This is a genomic window from Bacteroides gallinarum DSM 18171 = JCM 13658 (assembly GCF_000374365.1).
Lineage (GTDB): Bacteria > Bacteroidota > Bacteroidia > Bacteroidales > Bacteroidaceae > Bacteroides > Bacteroides gallinarum.
The window spans coordinates 1-16,076 of sequence record NZ_KB894120.1 but is presented as its reverse complement, the minus strand read 5'-3'; the positions used below and the strand labels follow the sequence as shown (position 1 = coordinate 16,076).

At 46.6% G+C, this 16,076-nt stretch carries 19 protein-coding genes and 1 tRNA gene; 12 read left to right on the top strand and 8 right to left on the bottom strand.

Annotated features, from left to right (window positions below):
• The first annotated feature begins 29 nt into the window (after positions 1-29).
• Positions 30-869 (top strand): SDR family oxidoreductase, encoded by an 840-nt coding sequence (locus C233_RS0104980; protein ID WP_018666340.1) that lies wholly within the window; start codon positions 30-32, stop codon positions 867-869.
• A gap of 240 nt (positions 870-1,109) precedes the next feature.
• Here C233_RS0104980 and pfkA read toward each other — a convergent pair whose 3' ends face one another.
• The 3 genes from pfkA to cmk form a co-directional block, all read right to left on the bottom strand.
• On the bottom strand, positions 1,110-2,090 hold the full coding sequence (gene pfkA, locus C233_RS0104975; protein WP_018666338.1) for a 6-phosphofructokinase: 981 nt from the start codon (positions 2,088-2,090) through the stop codon (positions 1,110-1,112).
• Between the two features lie 65 nt (positions 2,091-2,155).
• A complete protein-coding gene (locus C233_RS0104970; RefSeq protein ID WP_018666335.1) occupies positions 2,156-3,019 on the bottom strand; it encodes a 4-hydroxy-3-methylbut-2-enyl diphosphate reductase in 864 nt (287 codons plus the stop codon).
• Between the two features lie 15 nt (positions 3,020-3,034).
• Positions 3,035-3,724 (bottom strand): (d)CMP kinase, encoded by a 690-nt coding sequence (gene cmk / locus C233_RS0104965; protein WP_018666333.1) that lies wholly within the window; start codon positions 3,722-3,724, stop codon positions 3,035-3,037.
• Positions 3,725-3,991: 267 nt separating this feature from the next.
• On the opposite strand from cmk, the gene C233_RS0104955 reads away from it, so the two are divergent.
• From C233_RS0104955 to C233_RS0104915, 9 genes are all read left to right on the top strand, one after another.
• Positions 3,992-4,678 carry an energy transducer TonB gene (locus C233_RS0104955; protein ID WP_018666329.1) on the top strand — a complete coding sequence of 229 codons (687 nt, stop codon included), beginning with the start codon at positions 3,992-3,994 and terminating at the stop codon, positions 4,676-4,678.
• A 78-nt stretch (positions 4,679-4,756) separates the two neighbouring features.
• Positions 4,757-5,731, top strand: a complete 975-nt coding sequence (locus C233_RS0104950; RefSeq protein ID WP_018666327.1) for a polyprenyl synthetase family protein — start codon at positions 4,757-4,759, stop codon at positions 5,729-5,731.
• Between the two features lie 22 nt (positions 5,732-5,753).
• Positions 5,754-6,467, top strand: a complete 714-nt coding sequence (locus tag C233_RS0104945) for a hypothetical protein (protein ID WP_025068645.1) — start codon at positions 5,754-5,756, stop codon at positions 6,465-6,467.
• Positions 6,464-7,243, top strand: a complete 780-nt coding sequence (locus C233_RS0104940) for a TatD family hydrolase (RefSeq protein WP_018666323.1) — start codon at positions 6,464-6,466, stop codon at positions 7,241-7,243. Before C233_RS0104945 ends, C233_RS0104940 begins: the two co-directional genes overlap by 4 nt.
• Positions 7,244-7,407: 164 nt before the next feature.
• Positions 7,408-7,495: transfer RNA gene (locus tag C233_RS0104935), tRNA-Ser, on the top strand.
• An 80-nt stretch (positions 7,496-7,575) separates the two neighbouring features.
• A complete protein-coding gene (locus tag C233_RS0104930; RefSeq protein WP_025068646.1) occupies positions 7,576-8,391 on the top strand; it encodes a MotA/TolQ/ExbB proton channel family protein in 816 nt (271 codons plus the stop codon).
• Positions 8,392-8,403: 12 nt separating this feature from the next.
• Positions 8,404-8,886, top strand: a complete 483-nt coding sequence (locus tag C233_RS0104925) for a hypothetical protein (RefSeq protein ID WP_018666318.1) — start codon at positions 8,404-8,406, stop codon at positions 8,884-8,886.
• A gap of 15 nt (positions 8,887-8,901) precedes the next feature.
• Complete coding sequence (locus C233_RS0104920; protein WP_018666316.1) at positions 8,902-9,492, top strand: ExbD/TolR family protein; 591 nt, start codon at positions 8,902-8,904, stop codon at positions 9,490-9,492.
• A complete protein-coding gene (locus C233_RS0104915) occupies positions 9,492-9,956 on the top strand; it encodes an ExbD/TolR family protein (RefSeq protein WP_018666314.1) in 465 nt (154 codons plus the stop codon). Before C233_RS0104920 ends, C233_RS0104915 begins: the two co-directional genes overlap by 1 nt.
• A gap of 539 nt (positions 9,957-10,495) precedes the next feature.
• On the opposite strand, the gene C233_RS0104910 is transcribed toward C233_RS0104915, so the two are convergent.
• The gene (locus C233_RS0104910) at positions 10,496-11,029 is read right to left on the bottom strand and encodes a GNAT family N-acetyltransferase (RefSeq protein ID WP_018666312.1); all 534 of its coding nucleotides are present in this window, start codon (positions 11,027-11,029) and stop codon (positions 10,496-10,498) included.
• A 31-nt stretch (positions 11,030-11,060) separates the two neighbouring features.
• On the bottom strand, positions 11,061-12,338 hold the full coding sequence (locus tag C233_RS0104905) for an IgA Peptidase M64 (protein WP_026314737.1): 1,278 nt from the start codon (positions 12,336-12,338) through the stop codon (positions 11,061-11,063).
• Positions 12,339-12,526: 188 nt separating this feature from the next.
• Here C233_RS0104905 and C233_RS0104900 point away from each other — a divergent pair, with 188 nt between their 5' ends.
• The gene (locus tag C233_RS0104900; RefSeq protein WP_018666308.1) at positions 12,527-13,003 is read left to right on the top strand and encodes an Lrp/AsnC family transcriptional regulator; all 477 of its coding nucleotides are present in this window, start codon (positions 12,527-12,529) and stop codon (positions 13,001-13,003) included.
• 1 nt (position 13,004) lies between these two features.
• On the opposite strand, the gene C233_RS0104895 is transcribed toward C233_RS0104900, so the two are convergent.
• The 3 genes from C233_RS0104895 to cls form a co-directional block, all read right to left on the bottom strand.
• Complete coding sequence (locus C233_RS0104895; protein ID WP_018666306.1) at positions 13,005-13,493, bottom strand: dihydrofolate reductase; 489 nt, start codon at positions 13,491-13,493, stop codon at positions 13,005-13,007.
• Positions 13,494-13,577: 84 nt separating this feature from the next.
• Positions 13,578-14,372 carry a thymidylate synthase gene (locus C233_RS0104890; protein WP_018666304.1) on the bottom strand — a complete coding sequence of 265 codons (795 nt, stop codon included), beginning with the start codon at positions 14,370-14,372 and terminating at the stop codon, positions 13,578-13,580.
• A gap of 91 nt (positions 14,373-14,463) precedes the next feature.
• The gene (cls, locus tag C233_RS0104885; protein ID WP_262482810.1) at positions 14,464-15,654 is read right to left on the bottom strand and encodes a cardiolipin synthase; all 1,191 of its coding nucleotides are present in this window, start codon (positions 15,652-15,654) and stop codon (positions 14,464-14,466) included.
• A gap of 239 nt (positions 15,655-15,893) precedes the next feature.
• Between cls and C233_RS22295 the strand changes: the two genes are divergently transcribed.
• A partial coding sequence (locus C233_RS22295) for a transposase (RefSeq protein ID WP_039747275.1) occupies positions 15,894-16,076 on the top strand: 183 nt, incomplete at its 3' end.

Genomic DNA, 16,076 nt, shown 5'->3' with positions numbered 1-16,076 from the left:
GTTATCAATTTAAATTATCGATTGTCGAAGTGGAACTTGCTGTCATAACCGGAGCCGACGGTGGTATGGGAACGGAAATAACGCGTGCCGTGGCTAATGCCGGATATAAGATTGTTATGGCTTGTTACCGCCTGGAAAAGGCGGAGAAGGTAAGGCGGATGCTGGTGCGTGATACCGGCAACGAATGTATCGAGGTGTTGAGCGTCGATTTGTCCTCGCTTGCGTCCGTGGCGGCTCTTGCCGAAACCCTTTTGGAGCGTGGCGAGCCCGTCGGTCTGCTGATGAATAATGCGGGGACTATGGAAACGGAGCGCCGCATAACGGCGGACGGGTTGGAGCGTACGGTGAGCGTCAATTATGTCGCCCCTTATCTGCTGACCCGTAAACTGTTGCCCTTGATGCGGGCGGGGAGCCGCATCGTGAATATGGTGTCTTGCACTTATGCCGTGGGTCGCCTGGACTTTCCGGAGTTCTTTCTCCGCGGAAGGAAAGGGGGCTTCTGGCGTATTCCCGTTTACAGCAATACGAAGCTGGCGCTTACCTTGTTTACGATAGACCTGGCGCGCCGTATCAGGGAAAAAGGCATTACGGTCAATGCTGCCGACCCCGGCATCGTTTCTACCGATATCATAACGATGCATATGTGGTTCGACCCGTTGACGGATATTTTCTTTCGTCCTTTTATCCGTACTCCCCGGCAGGGAGCTGCAACGGCGATTCATCTGCTGCTGGACGAGGAGGTGGGGAAGCGTACGGGTACTTTGAATGCGAGTTGCCGTGTCAGGCCGCTTTCCGGGAAGTTCACCGCTCATGTACAGATGCGGGAGTTATGGGACAGGACGGAGAAGATTGTGGAGAGGTGGTTGTAAGGAAGTGACTGTAAAACAAAGAGGATATACTTGAGTTCACCACAGATTACACAGATTATACGGATTATTACAGATTTTCTGTCTTGATAATCAGTTGTTTAATTACCTAATTATCTAAACTCTTCCCTTTTAGAAGCAGATAATTTTCTATTTTAAATCTGTGGTAATCCGTATAATCCGTGTAATCTGTGGTGAACTCAGGTACACCCTCTCCGTTTTGTATTCGTCTGCCTTCCCTTCTTAAATGGAAAGCGCTCTCAATACATTGACCAGGTCTTTCTTTATCGGCTTGTCATTCTTGATAGCTTTGGTGAAAGGCACGTAAACCACTTCGTCGTGGTCTATACCAATCATCACATTGCGCTGTCCCTCCATAATAGCGTCTATTGCGGCGGCTCCTAAGCGGCTGGCAAGGATACGGTCGTGTGCCGTAGGGCTGCCGCCACGTTGCAGGTGGCCGAGAATGGTGACGCGCACGTCGTACTGGGGATATTCGTTCTTCACGCGTTCCGCATAGTGCATGGCGCCGCCCGTCAGTTCGCTTTCGGCAACGAGCACGATACTGCTGTTCTTGGACTTGCGGAAACCGTTCTTGATGAATTCTTCCAACTGGTCTACTTCCGTACTGAATTCCGGAATAATGGCTGCCTCGGCTCCGGAAGCGATAGCTCCGTTCAGGGCGAGGAAACCGGCGTCGCGTCCCATGACTTCAACGAAGAAAAGACGCTCGTGAGAGGTTGCCGTATCACGGATTTTATCCACCGCATCCAGGATTGTATTCAGGGCGGTGTCGTAGCCGATAGTGGTGTCCGTTCCGTAAAGGTCGTTGTCGATAGTTCCCGGCAACCCGATGCAGGGTACGTCGAACTCTTGCGCAAAAATGCGTGCTCCCGTCAAAGAGCCGTCGCCGCCGATAACCACCAGGGCGTCGATGCCCTCTTTCTGCATATTGTCATACGCAATCTGGCGTCCTTCGGGGGTGGTGAACTCCTTGCAGCGCGCCGTTTTTAAAATCGTACCGCCCTGCTGGATGATGTTGCTTACGTTCTGGCTTTTGAATTCCTTGATTTCACCGGTTACCAGACCTTTGTAACCTCTGTATATTCCTTTTACCCGGAGCCCGTTGTAGATAGCTGCACGTGTCACTGCACGGATAGCTGCGTTCATTCCCGGAGCGTCGCCTCCTGAAGTTAAAATACCGATACACTTAATTGTTCCCATGACAATCTCCTTATTTAGTATTAATAATTACCTTAAAATACGTCGGCAAAGATAACAAAAGCTTTTTAAATTCGCGATTTTATGGCTTCGGATATTTCTTCCATCAGCCATTTAGGGGTAGAAGTGGCTCCGCATATGCCTATGGACTCCGCTCCGGCGAGCAACCGGTTGTCTATTTCCTGCGCACTGTCTATCAGGTGCGAGTTCGGATTGACTTTTCTGCATTCGTTGAACAGGATTTTGCCGTTGGAGCTTTTCTTGCCGCTGACAAAAAATATCAAGTCGTGCGATGAGGCGAACTTGCGGATATTGGGAATGCGGTTGGCTACTTGCCGGCATATGGTGTCGTAGTATTCGAAGGTGACTTCCGGGGATATGTGTTCCTTGATGTACGCCACTATCTTCTGGAATTCGTCCAGCGACTTGGTGGTTTGCGAGTAAAGGCGTATGCTTTTGCTGAAATCCAGCAGCCGTGCTTCTTCCAGCTTCTCTATCACGATTGCTTTCCCTGTGGTCTGTCCCACTAAGCCCAGTACTTCGGCATGCCCGTTTTTTCCGTATATGACGATTTGCTTCTCTTCGTTGCTTTCCAGGGTGTATTCCTGCTTTATTTTCTTTTGCAGGCGGAGTACCACCGGGCAGGTGGCGTCGATAATTTCGATGTTGTTCCGCTTGGCGGTCTGGTATGTCTCGGGTGGTTCGCCGTGGGCGCGCAGCAGTACTTTGGTGTCGTGCAGGCGGCGGAACTCCTCGTGGTTGACGGTAATCAGTCCCATGGCTTTCAGCCGTTCCACCTCGCGGCTGTTGTGCACGATGTCTCCCAGGCAGTATAATGTTCCGCCCTTTGCCAGTTCTTCTTCGGCTTTACGAATTGCGGTTACTACTCCGAAGCAGAAACCGGAGCCTTCGTCTATTTCTACTTTTGCCATATCGCTGGGTTTAGGTTATGCTTTGCAAATCTTGTCGAACTGTTCTGCCAGCCATTCTTTTTGTTGGGAAATAGTCATGTGGCTATTGTCCAGCAGCAATGCGTCGTCCGCCTTGCGGAGCGGGCTTACCGTCCTGTTCTGGTCGATGTAATCCCGTTGTTTCACGTTTTCCAGGATTTCGTCGAAGCCGGCTTCCTCGCCTTTCGCCTTTAGTTCCTCATACCTGCGCTGGGCGCGGATTTCGGGGGATGCCGTTACGAAAATCTTCAGTTCGGCATCCGGAAATACCGTCGTGCCGATGTCGCGGCCGTCCATTACGATTCCTTTGGCTTTTCCCATTTCCTGCTGTTGGGCTACCATGGCTTCGCGCACGAAATCCAGGGCTGCGATAGGGCTGACGTGCGACGACACTTCCATTGTACGGATTTTCCGCTCTACGTTGACGCCGTTCAGGTAGGTGTCGGGGCAGCCCGTCTCCGGGTTCAGCCGGAAGGATATGCGGATATCCTTAATCTGCTTTTTCAGCTCCTCCGTATCGATGCCGTTATCTGTAAACAGCCCGTTCTCCATGCTGTATAGGGTAACGGCGCGGTACATGGCTCCGCTGTCTATGTATATGTAGCCTATCTCGCGGGCAAGGTCTTTGGCCATTGTGCTTTTTCCGCAGGAGGAAAAGCCGTCGATTGCGATTGTTATCTTTTTCATATGGAAAGATTTTATACTATATTTATATAGAAATATTCTTCCGGACAGGAAAATTTGAATGTTTCGTTTAAAATTCTTGCCAAAGATACGGTATTTTTAAAATATCTCGTTACATTTGTGGCACAAAAGCAGATGAAGGCTTTTGAAGAATTAAAAAAATGAAAATGCACCGCTTATTGTGTAAAAAAACACAGCTAAGCAAGAACAATCGTGGGAAAAGTACTATATTTGCCACAAATGAGAAACACTAAAATTATATTATAAATTATGGAAATTAAAAAGACACCTAAGGCAGACTTGGAGAATAAAAAGTCAACTTGGCTGCTCGTCGGTTACGTGATTGTGCTCGCGTTTATGTTCGTCGCATTCGAATGGACTAAGCGTGATATCAAGATTGATACGAGCCAGGCTATTACCGACCTTGTATTTGAAGAGGAAATCATTCCTATTACGGAACAACCCGAGCAGATTGCTCCTCCCCCTCCCGAGGCTCCTTCGATTGCAGAAACCCTGACAATCGTGGACGATGATGCCGATGTAGAGGAAACTACTATCGCTACGTCTGAGGAAACCAACCAGGCGGTGGAAATCAAGTATGTGCCCGTAGCCGTTGAAGAAGAGGAACCGGAAGAACAGACTATCTTCGAGGTGGTAGAACAGATGCCCGAATTTCCCAATGGCGGTATGGCAGGCTTGATGCAGTATCTGAGCAAGAATATCAAATATCCTACTATCGCCCAGGAAAACGGTACGCAAGGCCGTGTTACCGTACAGTTCGTCGTTAACAAGGACGGTAGTATCGTAGATGCCAAAGTGCTTAGAGGCGTTGACCCGTACCTGGATAAGGAGGCTATCCGTGTGATTAGCTCGATGCCGAAATGGAAACCGGGTATGCAGCGCGGTAAAGCGGTACGTGTGAAGTACACAGTGCCTGTAATGTTCCGATTGCAGTAATAAAATTATCCATAGCATAAAGAGGCTGCTTTTAGGCAGCCTCTTTTTATTCCCTGCCATTCCTAAATTGAAATACTTATGTTTACAGCTTCCGAACTTCTCGAAAAAATAAATTCCCATATTGCAGGTTTGCAGTTTGTCCGTACCCCGAAAGGTCTGTATGACCCCGTTACCTATGTCTTGTCAATGGGTGGAAAGCGGATTCGCCCCGTACTGATGCTAATGGCTTATAATCTTTATAAGGAGGATGTAGTCTCCATATTTTCGCCGGCAACGGGTATCGAGGTATATCATAACTATACGTTGCTGCATGACGATTTAATGGACCGCGCCGATAAACGCCGCGGCAAGGAAACCGTGCATAAGGTGTGGAATGACAATGCGGCTATCCTTTCGGGCGATGCCATGCTGGTGTTGGCTTACCAGTTTATGGCGCAGTGTCCGGTGGAGCATTTGAAAGAGGTCATGGATTTGTTCAGCCTCACTGCTCTCGAAATATGCGAGGGACAGCAAATGGATATGGAGTTCGAGAAACGCAATGATGTGAAGGAGGAGGAGTACCTGGAGATGATTCGCCTGAAGACCTCCGTCCTGCTGGCGGCAAGCCTGAAAATCGGTGCGCTGCTGGGCGGCGCTTCCGCAGACGATGCAGGGCGCCTGTATGATTTCGGTATGAATATGGGAGTGGCTTTTCAACTGAAGGACGACTGGCTGGATGTGTATGGCGACGTTGCTGTCTTCGGAAAAAATATAGGAGGGGATATTCTGTGCAACAAAAAGACGTACATGCTGATTAAGGCATTGGAGCATGCGGACAAGGAGCAGTTGCAGCAATTGGAGCATTGGATAAATGCAGCGGAGTTCGAACCGGCGGAGAAGATTGCCGCGGTAACCGGCTTGTATAACCGGATAGGCGTCAAGGGTTTATGCGAGAATAAAATGGTGGAATATAGCAACAAGGCAATGGAGAGCCTGGCTGCCGTGAGTGTGGCGGACGGGAAGAAAACCGAACTTGGAAAACTTATTGAAAATCTGATGTACCGGGAAGTGTAACTCATAATTAATCCGATTAGAAATGCCTTATAGGAGATTACCGAATACAGACCAAGCAAGGATACGGGCGTTGAAGGCCGTAGTCGTGAAGGGTGATATATATAACGTGTACGATTTGGCAGTATCTTTAAAGACACTTACGGATGCCCGGAATTTCCTGATGAAATTCGAGGCTGCCCAGACTTATTATGCGGAGTGTTTCGAGCGTCAGTCCAAGGCTGCCCGCAAACATCAGTCTAATGTAAAGATTGCCCGCCTGTATATATCGCATTTCATCCAAGTCCTGAATCTGGCGGTAATCCGTTCGGAGGTGCGTACGGCGCATAAGGAGTATTACGGCCTGGATACGAAAAACAATAACGTGCCGGATTTATCGACGGAGGCGGCGCTCGCCGAATGGGGACGTAAGATTGTAGACGGTGAGAGCAGGCGCATTTCGCAAGGGGGTATTCCTATTTATAATCCTACGATAGCCAAAGTAAGGGTGCATTATGATATTTTCATGGAGAGCTATGAGAAGCAGAAGAACTTGCAGACTTTGACTGCCCGCAGCCTGGAAACTCTCGCTTCCATGCGCGCCGATGCCGATGCCCTGATTTTGGATATCTGGAACCAGGTGGAGCGGAAATACGAAAAGGTGCTACCCAACGAGAAGCGGTTGGATTTATGCCGCGACTACGGCCTGATTTACTATTACCGTACCGGTGAAAAAGAAAAAGAGGAAATAGCGCAATGAGGTTAGTCGATTCGCATTCCCACCTTTTCCTGGACGAGTTCCGGGATGATTTGCCGCAAGTGATAGCGCGTGCGCAGGCGGCGGGGGTAACCCATATCTTTATGCCCAATATCGACAGCACGACCGTAGAGCCCATGCTCCGTGTGTGTGAGGAGTATAAGGGTTATTGCTTCCCGATGATAGGGCTGCATCCGACTTCCGTGGATACCGGGTACAAGGAGGAGCTGGCGGTTGTGGCCGAACGTCTGGCGATGCCGGATAATTATGTGGCAATCGGTGAAATCGGGATAGACCTTTACTGGGACAGGACATTCTTGAAAGAACAGTTGCTGGTTTTCGAACAGCAGGTGCAGTGGGCGTTGGAGTACGGGTTGCCCGTAGTTATCCATTGCCGCGAGGCTTTCGATTATATATATAATGTGTTGGAACCTTATAAATCGTCTCCCCTGAGGGGTATCTTCCACAGTTTCACGGGGACGCTGGAAGAGGCGCACCGGTTGTTGGAGTTTGCCGGTTTCTATATCGGAATCAACGGGGTGGTGACATTTAAAAAGTCGGACTTACCGGAGGTTTTGCTGGGTGTTCCCTTAAACCGGATAGTCCTCGAAACCGACTCTCCTTATCTTACTCCCGTACCGAACCGGGGGAAAAGAAACGAGAGTGCGAATGTAAAGGATACTCTGTTAAAAGTGGCCGGGATATACGGAAAGCAGCCCGAAGAAGTAGCTTGCATCACCTCTGAAAATGCTTTAAAAGTGTTTGGAATGCTCAAATAACGTTTCGAAGATTTTAAAGTTTATTAATTTTGAGATTTTATTGCGGATAAAACTTTGAGAATGCTGTGGAAGAACAAAAAAAAGAATACATTTGTAGCTGAAAACGCTTGGGGTTCGCATTTTTTTTGTAATTTGCACCCGATTTCGAGGAAAGGCGTCTATTTGGAGAGATGCTCGAGTGGTTGAAGAGGCACGCCTGGAAAGCGTGTATACCCCTAAAGGGTATCCGGGGTTCGAATCCCCGTCTCTCCGCGGATGTTTAAGATAGAAGAAGAACAATAAATAAACATAATAAGTAATTTAATTAATTAATCTTAAAAATTAGACACACAATGAAAAAGTTATTTGCAATTGTTGCTGTGATGGGAGTCTTAACATTTGGCTCAACTCAACTTGCTCAGGCTCAAGATGCTCCTGCCGCTGAACAAACAGAACAAGCTGCTCCTGCAGCACAAGCAGCTCCTGCCGATGAAGCTGCTGCTCCTGCTACTATCGAAGCAGAAGAAGGTGGTATCCACAAAGAACTGAAAACGAAATTTATTGAAGGTTCTGCATTCTTTATGAGTTTCGTTGCCATAGCATTGGTTATCGGTCTTGCTTTCTGTATCGAACGTATCATCTATCTGAGCTTGGCAGAAATCAATACCAAGAAGTTCATCGCCGCTATCGAGGCTGCTTTGGAAAAAGGAGACGTTGAGGCTGCTAAAGACATCGCACGTAACACCAGAGGTCCTATCGCTTCTATCTACTATCAAGGTTTGATGAGAATCGACCAGGGTATCGATGTTGTTGAAAAGTCTGTTGTTTCTTACGGTGGCGTACAGGCCGGTTACCTGGAAAAGGGTTGCTCCTGGATTACGCTGTTCATTGCAATGGCTCCGTCATTGGGATTCTTGGGTACTGTAATCGGTATGGTGCAGGCATTTGATAAAATCCAACAGGTAGGTGATATCTCTCCGACGGTTGTAGCAGGTGGTATGAAGGTTGCCTTGATTACGACTATCTTCGGTTTGATTGTTGCCTTGATTCTCCAGGTATTCTATAACTATATCCTGTCTAAGATTGAAGCTCTGACCAGCGACATGGAAGACTCTTCTATCACTCTGTTGGATATGGTTATCAAATATGATTTGAAATATAAAAAATAATTTATCTGCGATATGAAAATTAGAATTCAAAAAGTTTCAGGTACTGTATTGTATGTGATGCTTGCCATTACATTGGTCATCCTGGGTATGTTCTTCTTTGGCGGAGAAACCCCAGTTGATCAGCGTTTGGTCGCAGATACTGCAATGGAGGAGCCTGCACAAACAGATGCTTTGATATACTGGATGTATATCCTGTTTGGAATAGCTGTTATTATTACAATCGTAGCTGCTATTTATCAATTTGTAACAGGATTCATTGATTCTCCTATGACTGCAATTAAATCATTGTTAGGTTTGATTCTCATTATCGTGGTATTGGTTATATCATGGGCTATGGGAAGCGACCAACCATTGGTAATGCCTGGCTATGATGGTGCAGAAAATGTTCCGTTCTGGTTGAAGTTGACAGATATGTTCTTGTACACTATCTATATTATGATGGGTGCAATGATTCTGTTGATATTTGGTTTTGGTATAGCTAAAAAGTTTAAATAATAAAAGGAAACTGAGATGGCTAAAAAGAAAAGAGAAGTACCTGAAATCAACTCTAGTTCTACAGCGGACATTGCTTTCTTGTTGCTCATTTTCTTCTTGATTACAACGTCAATGGATACTGACCGTGGTTTGGCAAGACGTTTGCCGCCTCCGCCCGAACAGAATCAGGAAAATGACGATGTAAAGTTGAAAGAGCGCAACGTATTGCAGGTGTTCGTGAATATGAACGACCAGTTAATGTGCGGTAACGATTATATTAGTATAGACGAATTGCGCGCAAAGGCAAAGGAGTTTATTGCTAATCCGTATAACGATGAAACAAAACCGGAAAAGCACGCCAAAGATGTGCCATTTTTTGGAAATATGATGGTTACGGAAAAGCACGTAGTTTCTTTGCGATGCGACCGCGGTACTTCTTATAAGACATATATAGCTGTACAGAATGAGCTGGTAGCTGCGTACAATGAATTACGCGATGAATTGGCTCAGGAAAAGTGGCAGAAAAAATATGCCGACTTAGATGAAGTACAACAAGAAGCGATTCGTGATATTTATCCTCAGAAGATTTCTGAGGCAGAACCTAAAAAGTACGGAGAAAAGAAGTAATGGGAAAATTTAATAAAACCGGAAAGCGCGGAATGCCGGCGTTGAACACTTCTTCTCTGCCTGACCTTATCTTTACCCTGTTGTTCTTCTTCATGATTGTAACGACCATGCGTGAGGTAACATTGAAGGTTGAGTTTAAGGTTCCACAAGGTACGGAGTTGGAAAAACTCGAGAAGAAGTCTTTGGTTACGTTTATCTACGTAGGAAAACCTACTGCTGAATTCCGTAAGAAATTAGGTAATGAGAGCCGTATCCAGTTGAACGACAGTTATGCTGAAGTTGCTGCAATCCAGGACTACATTATTGGTGAACGCGCCAGTATGAAGGAAGAGGACCAGCCGCAAATGACAGTATCCTTGAAAGTTGACCAAGATACGAAAATGGGTATCGTAACAGATATCAAAGAGGCTCTTCGTAAAGCTTATGCATTGAAAATTAACTACTCTGCGCAACCGCGCCAGTAAGAAAGTTAATTCAGACTATATAATAAAGGTCGCTTGTTCCAACAGGCGACCTTTATTGTTTGTAACTAATGTACTGCTTTACAGCAAGAGAAGAGGTCAAAGCTCGGCTTTAGAGGGAATGAATTTTTAATCTGAAGCTAAATACCCTTTATCGGTAATAAAAAAACGTATAACTGAAGTGCACCCCAAAAGTTAGACACAAAACTTTTGGGGTGCACTTCAGTTCGGGGTAGGGACATTCAGTAGATAGAATAAGATTAGCCAACTAATTCATATTCGAATTATTGCGAATTAGTTGTTTTTTTAAAGACATTTACTGAATATCCCGAAGTACAACCGTCCGCGATAGCATATTATAACTTGCTCATATCAGTTCTAACTTAGCCATAAATTTTGAATTTATCAATATGGAGAAAACTGAACACTATTGGCAGGTTATAATATGCTATCGCGGACGGTTGTACTGTTCATCTTAGCTTTGATACCCGTCTATATTTTTATCTCCTATTACTTAATAGGGATTTACATAACCTCATCGTTTATTTCACATTGTACACTTCCCGGTAGATATGTTCTTTTACCTGTTCGAAATCTTTCTCGCATTCCAGATTGCCGTGCGCCATTAGCAACATAGGTAGGTAGTTGTCTCCCGGTTTATAGGGAGGTTGCATATAAGGCTTTTCCCATAGGGTAAAGCCATGCCGTTTATAGAAGTTAATGCGTCGCACAGCCATTTCTTCTTCGGGCGCTTCCACTTCCAAAATAATGGGTTTGTCTATCTGCCGGCACAAATGTTCCAGGACATTCTTTCCGTGACCGCCATTGCGTTGGGACGGGTCGATAGCAAAATGCTCCACATAATAGAACTGCCCGAAATCCCAGTAGGTGATAAACCCTACCGGGGTGTCATGGTGGAGGATGATATTACAGTGAAAATGCGGTTTGGTATCCGTATAGGTACGGAGCTCCTCCAATGAACGGTATTCTTCGGGTGGGAAAGAAGCGGTCATTAACTGCTCCATGTAATTATACAGGGCTGTATCCGCAGTCGTGATACGTTGAAATTTAATCATAAGTCTGTTTTTTGAAGTTGGTTATTGTTGTTTATTCTGTATAAAACTCGATAATTTTACGGATAGCGCGTTGGCATACGGGGCAGAAGGTGGGATATTCGTTGGTACGCATACGGCAATCGTTTGCCGGGCGGTAAACTCCTTTTGCGGAATAACCGCCTCCTTCGTACACACCGACCGGGTATTTACCGCTTTCACCGGACGGGGTGGGAATAGGGGTGGCTTCGGCAAGCATGTCTTTCCATTTCGAGGCGAAATCTACCCGTGTGCTGATGTTCTGCTCCCAGGGTTCTATGTCCAGCGGATAAGTATCCGTCATAATGTCGTTGTCATAGAAATATTCGTCGGCAAGCCCAGCGAAGCTATGGCCGAATTCATGTACCACTACCGGACGGAACAGCGGGTGGTGGGCTGTGGTAAGGGTATATGAGTTATAGATACCTCCTCCTCCGTATTCTTCCGTATTGGCTAATATAATGATGTGTTCGTAAGGTATTCCCGCTAAGGCATCGTGTATCGCTTTTACATGCGACGTGGTTAGGTAGCGGTCGGAATAGAAGGTGCTGAAATGAGAGCCGAAAGCGGTATGCTTCCATTCGCCTAATCTGGGTACGCTGACCCCGCTGTCCATGGAAGGGCTGGCTACTGCCACGATATTGAACCGTTTCTTCATCGACTTGAACGGTTCGTGTGCAAAAAGGCTTTCACAGGCAATACCGGCGTCCCGGTAGAATGTCGGCATTTCCTGGGGGGTATATCCTTCTGCAAGGATTGCTACGTCGATACATTGCTCCGTGTTTCCGTTTTGCAGCAGGTATTTGTGCGGGGTGATGTGCGAAGTGCCTTTCTGTGCGATTAATACATCGTCCGGATGTACGGTGTGTTTCATTGCGGCACGTATGTTGCGGCGGGAATCGAGCAGCGTGATTTCTATCTCGACCGGTTGGAGCGGATAGGGGAGAAGAAATGTATTCTCGAATCCTTTCGTTATGCTTGTAGCTTCTTCCGTTTCCAGCCACTCTTGGAAAAGCGAGGAGAAGGATGTGGCATATATCGTTTTTCCGCTGGCTGCATCGCGCATGACAATCTGCCCGTTGCCTTGCAACGGCAGTTCTGCCAGGTGGTGTTTTCTGCCTGCCCAGGTCGGGAGGGAGGATAGTCCGTCCAGGCAAATATCCTGCCGGGATGCATTGCCGTTGAAGATGTAATCTACACGGAGGGTTTTATCCGCGAAATAGTCGGCGAAAACCTGTGCGCGGAGGGGGGAGAGCGCTACCGAACAGAGTAAGAGTAATATATATTTTTTCATATCCATTGTAATTTAACCGTTTTACAAAGATACGATTTTTGTCTGTATTACCCGGCATATGCGATTATTCTCTTTTTAGCAAGAAAAGTTATAATTCGTATTTTAATTGGAGAAAAAATGGCTAACTTTGCACATTGCCGTAGCAGAATACGGTAAAATATTCATTTAATTAATTATTGGAATTAGAAATGGGACATCATCAATTGGATACTTTAGACGAGCAAATATTGCAGTTGATTGCCGATAATGCGCGTATTCCCTTCCTTGAAGTAGCCAGGGCATGCAATGTATCTGGGGCGGCTATCCACCAGCGTATTCAGAAACTCACCAATCTGGGTATATTGAAGGGGTCGGAATATGTCATAGACCCGGAAAAGATAGGATATGAGACTTGTGCGTATATTGGAATCTATTTAAAAGATCCCGCTACTTTTGATGCCGTGACAAAAGCGTTGGAAGCCATTCCCGAGATTGTGGAGTGCCACTTTACAACGGGTAAGTATGATATGTTTATTAAGTTGTACGCCCGGAATAATCATCATCTGCTGAGTATTATCCACGATAAGTTGCAGCCGCTGGGGTTGTCGCGTACGGAAACGCTGATTTCATTCCACGAGGCCATTAAACGGCAGATGCCGATAATCGTGGAAGAGGAGGAGGAATAAACTATCTGCGGATATAATCGACAAAAGCATAAGGGCAGGGATGCTTCTCGTCTACCGGATGAGACTCCCTGCTTTTTTCTTGCCATATTTCGGGGTCTACTTCCGGAAAGCAGGCATCTGCTTCGGGGGCTTCCGCATCTATTTCCGTAAGGCAGAGCGCGTCTGCCAGCGGGAGAGCCTGGCGGTATACGCTGGCTCCGCCTATAATGTAAACCTGCTCATCCTGTGCACAGTTTTTCAGGGCTTCTTCGAGGGAGGGGAAAACTTCTGCACCCGGGCATCGGATGTCGCGACGGGTAGACAGGACGATGTTCCGCCGGTTCGGTAGGGCGCCTTTGGGCAGCGACTCGAAGGTTTTGCGCCCCATGATGATTGTGTGTCCGGTGGTGAGCGCTTTGAAGCGTTTCAAGTCATTGGGAAGCCAGAATAATAACTTGTTTTCATAGCCGATACCCATGCGGCGGTCTACTGCAGCGATAATGCTAATCATATGTCTTGTTGTATAGGAGTCCGATTTGTTTTTTTAAGATAAGGGGTGCTTTCCCGTACCGGGTTTATACCGGGAAACGGTAGTTTATACAGCTACCTTTCCGGCAATGTGCGGATGCGGATTATAGTTTACCAGTTCGAAGTCTTCGAACTTGAAGTCGAAGATGTTTTTTATATCCGGATTGATTTTCATCTGCGGGAGCGACCTCGGCTCACGGCTCAGTTGGAGCTTCACTTGTTCCAGGTGGTTCAGGTAGATGTGCGCATCTCCCAGGGTGTGTATGAAATCTCCTGCTTTCAGCCCGGTTACTTGTGCTGCCATTTGCAGAAGCAGGGCATACGATGCGATGTTGAACGGCACTCCTAAGAATATATCCGCGCTTCGCTGGTAGAGTTGCAGGCTGAGCCGCCCGTTGGCTACGTAGAACTGGAAGAATGCGTGACAGGGCGGCAGGTTCATGTTGTCCAGGTCGCCTACGTTCCAGGCACTGACTATGATACGGCGCGAGTCCGGATTGTGCCTGATAGTTTCTATGGCTTCGCTAATCTGGTCGATTGTCCCGCCTTTGTAATCCGGCCACGAACGCCATTGGTAGCCGTAGATGTGTCCTAAGTCTCCATTTTCGTCGGCCCATTCATTCCAGATACGCACGCCGTTATCTTGCAGGTACTTTACATTCGTATCACCTTTCAGGAACCATAGCAGTTCGTATATAATGGATTTCAAATGAAGTTTCTTAGTTGTCAGGCAAGGAAAACCCTCGTCCATATTAAAGCGCATCTGGTGTCCGAATACGCTGATTGTACCGGTTCCGGTACGGTCGCTTTTTTCTGTGCCTTCGGTCAGCACGCGGTTGAGCAAATCTAAATATTGTTTCATGGATTACTTGTTAAAAGCCTTGCCAAAGGTAGCCAAAGTTCTCGGGAGAATTGAAAATTAAAATTTAAAAATTAAAAAATGGAGGAAAGGTTTATAGGAAAGGGGTCAGCAGGTTACCTACCCAGCCGATGAATTTTTTCCAGCCCGAGCGCTTTTTCCACAACTCTGGAGTGAGCAGCGTACTGTTCTGCTTGTCTCTTTCGAACATGCTGTTCAGTTGGTGCGTCGTTGCCGGGTCGAAAATGAAAGCATTCGTTTCATAGTCGTAACGCAAACTGCGGCTGTTGAGATTTGCCGTACCTACCGTGCAGAATGAGCCGTCTATCATCATTACCTTGGAATGGTGGAACCCGTCTCTGAACAGGTAGATTTTCGCTCCCCGCTTCATCAGTTTGTGGGCGATGTAGAAAGATGCTTCGGGAGTGAAGGGAATATCCGATACAGCCGGTATCATTATTTCTACTTCCGTACCTTTCTTTAATGCATTCTTAATAGCTTTACGAATGGATTTCGTTGGTACGAAATAGGGATTTACTATCTGGATTTTTTTCTGGGCGGCTTCGATTGAGGCGGTATAGGCATGGCTGATAGAGCGGGGCGTTTCCCGGGGCGTACGGTCTACTATCGAAATTTCCTCGGCTATGCTGTCGGGAAACTGGGGCAGGTCGGGGAAATATGCCGGACCGCCGATGTGTTGCCCGGTTTCCCGGTTCCACATAGTCAGGAAAATTCCTTGCAGGTAGCGCACGGCATCTCCTTCTATATGCATGTGTATATCGTGCCATTTGCCGATTTTGGGTAAGCCGTTGATATAGTAGTCGGCTATGTTCATGCCGCCCGTATAACCGATTTTTCCGTCGATGACGACGATTTTGCGGTGGTCCCGGTGCATGGCATGGTTGATATAGGGAAAGGTGATAGGGTCGAACTTCACGATTTCGATACCACGCTCTTTGATAGCCTGCAAATGATGTTTTTTAAGCGGTTTGTTGTTAGACCAATTGCCGAAGGCATCGAACATGGCACGTACCTCTACTCCCTCCTTTGCTTTCTCGGCCAGTAAGTCGAAAAGGGCGTTGGCGATAGAGTCGTTGCGGAAATTGAAGTATTCCAGGTGGATGTGATGCCGGGCATGGCGGATAGTTTCGAATAAGTCGATAAACTTTTCGCGACCGGTCATCAATAGCCCGACTTTATTGTTGTAGGTCAGCGGTATTCCCATTTCCTGCATGTAGTTCATTACAAGAGAATCGCTGGTACTTTGCGCCCGGACGCTTCCAATGAAAAATGTAAATAATATGACGAATAGAGCCTGTCTCAAAACTTTGTAAGTTTATTTAGTTTTATGAGTTGGCAAATATACAATATATCATCGAGATATGCTCATTCGTTTAAAAAAAATTAGGAGGTTGTGTCAACATTTTGACACAACCTTTTTTATGCACAAAGCCCAGACTTTCCCAAGCCCGGGCTTTGTTATTAGCCAAAGTTTATGTAACTTTAGGCATCAGTTTTTTCGTTATGGCAAAGTTACATTTTCGTCCTTACATTCCCAACCAAACGGTTCTTTTTCCACAAAGAATTGATGAAAACATAGCTGCGGGCGACCCTGTCCGCATAGTCAATGCAGTTGTTGACAGTCTCGATCTTGATAATTTCAAGAAGCTTTATAAAGAAACGGGGCGCTCAGCTTATCATCCTAAA

Bases quoted from the DNA above. Each gene is read 5' to 3' on its own strand.
- C233_RS0104970 (WP_018666335.1), bottom strand. From the start codon at position 3,019: ATGGCAAAAGTAGAAATAGACGAAGGCTCCGGTTTCTGCTTCGGAGTA.
- pfkA (WP_018666338.1), bottom strand. From the start codon at position 2,090: ATGGGAACAATTAAGTGTATCGGTATTTTAACTTCAGGAGGCGACGCT.
- C233_RS0104910 (WP_018666312.1), bottom strand. From the start codon at position 11,029: ATGATTAAATTTCAACGTATCACGACTGCGGATACAGCCCTGTATAAT.
- cmk (WP_018666333.1), bottom strand. From the start codon at position 3,724: ATGAAAAAGATAACAATCGCAATCGACGGCTTTTCCTCCTGCGGAAAA.
- C233_RS0104895 (WP_018666306.1), bottom strand. From the start codon at position 13,493: ATGATTAGCATTATCGCTGCAGTAGACCGCCGCATGGGTATCGGCTAT.
- C233_RS0104890 (WP_018666304.1), bottom strand. From the start codon at position 14,372: ATGAAACAATATTTAGATTTGCTCAACCGCGTGCTGACCGAAGGCACA.
- C233_RS0104940 (WP_018666323.1), top strand. From the start codon at position 6,464: ATGAGGTTAGTCGATTCGCATTCCCACCTTTTCCTGGACGAGTTCCGG.
- C233_RS0104955 (WP_018666329.1), top strand. From the start codon at position 3,992: ATGGAAATTAAAAAGACACCTAAGGCAGACTTGGAGAATAAAAAGTCA.
- C233_RS0104905 (WP_026314737.1), bottom strand. From the start codon at position 12,338: ATGAAAAAATATATATTACTCTTACTCTGTTCGGTAGCGCTCTCCCCC.
- C233_RS0104900 (WP_018666308.1), top strand. From the start codon at position 12,527: ATGGGACATCATCAATTGGATACTTTAGACGAGCAAATATTGCAGTTG.
- C233_RS0104915 (WP_018666314.1), top strand. From the start codon at position 9,492: ATGGGAAAATTTAATAAAACCGGAAAGCGCGGAATGCCGGCGTTGAAC.
- C233_RS0104950 (WP_018666327.1), top strand. From the start codon at position 4,757: ATGTTTACAGCTTCCGAACTTCTCGAAAAAATAAATTCCCATATTGCA.
- C233_RS0104920 (WP_018666316.1), top strand. From the start codon at position 8,902: ATGGCTAAAAAGAAAAGAGAAGTACCTGAAATCAACTCTAGTTCTACA.
- C233_RS0104925 (WP_018666318.1), top strand. From the start codon at position 8,404: ATGAAAATTAGAATTCAAAAAGTTTCAGGTACTGTATTGTATGTGATG.
- C233_RS0104945 (WP_025068645.1), top strand. From the start codon at position 5,754: ATGCCTTATAGGAGATTACCGAATACAGACCAAGCAAGGATACGGGCG.
- C233_RS0104930 (WP_025068646.1), top strand. From the start codon at position 7,576: ATGAAAAAGTTATTTGCAATTGTTGCTGTGATGGGAGTCTTAACATTT.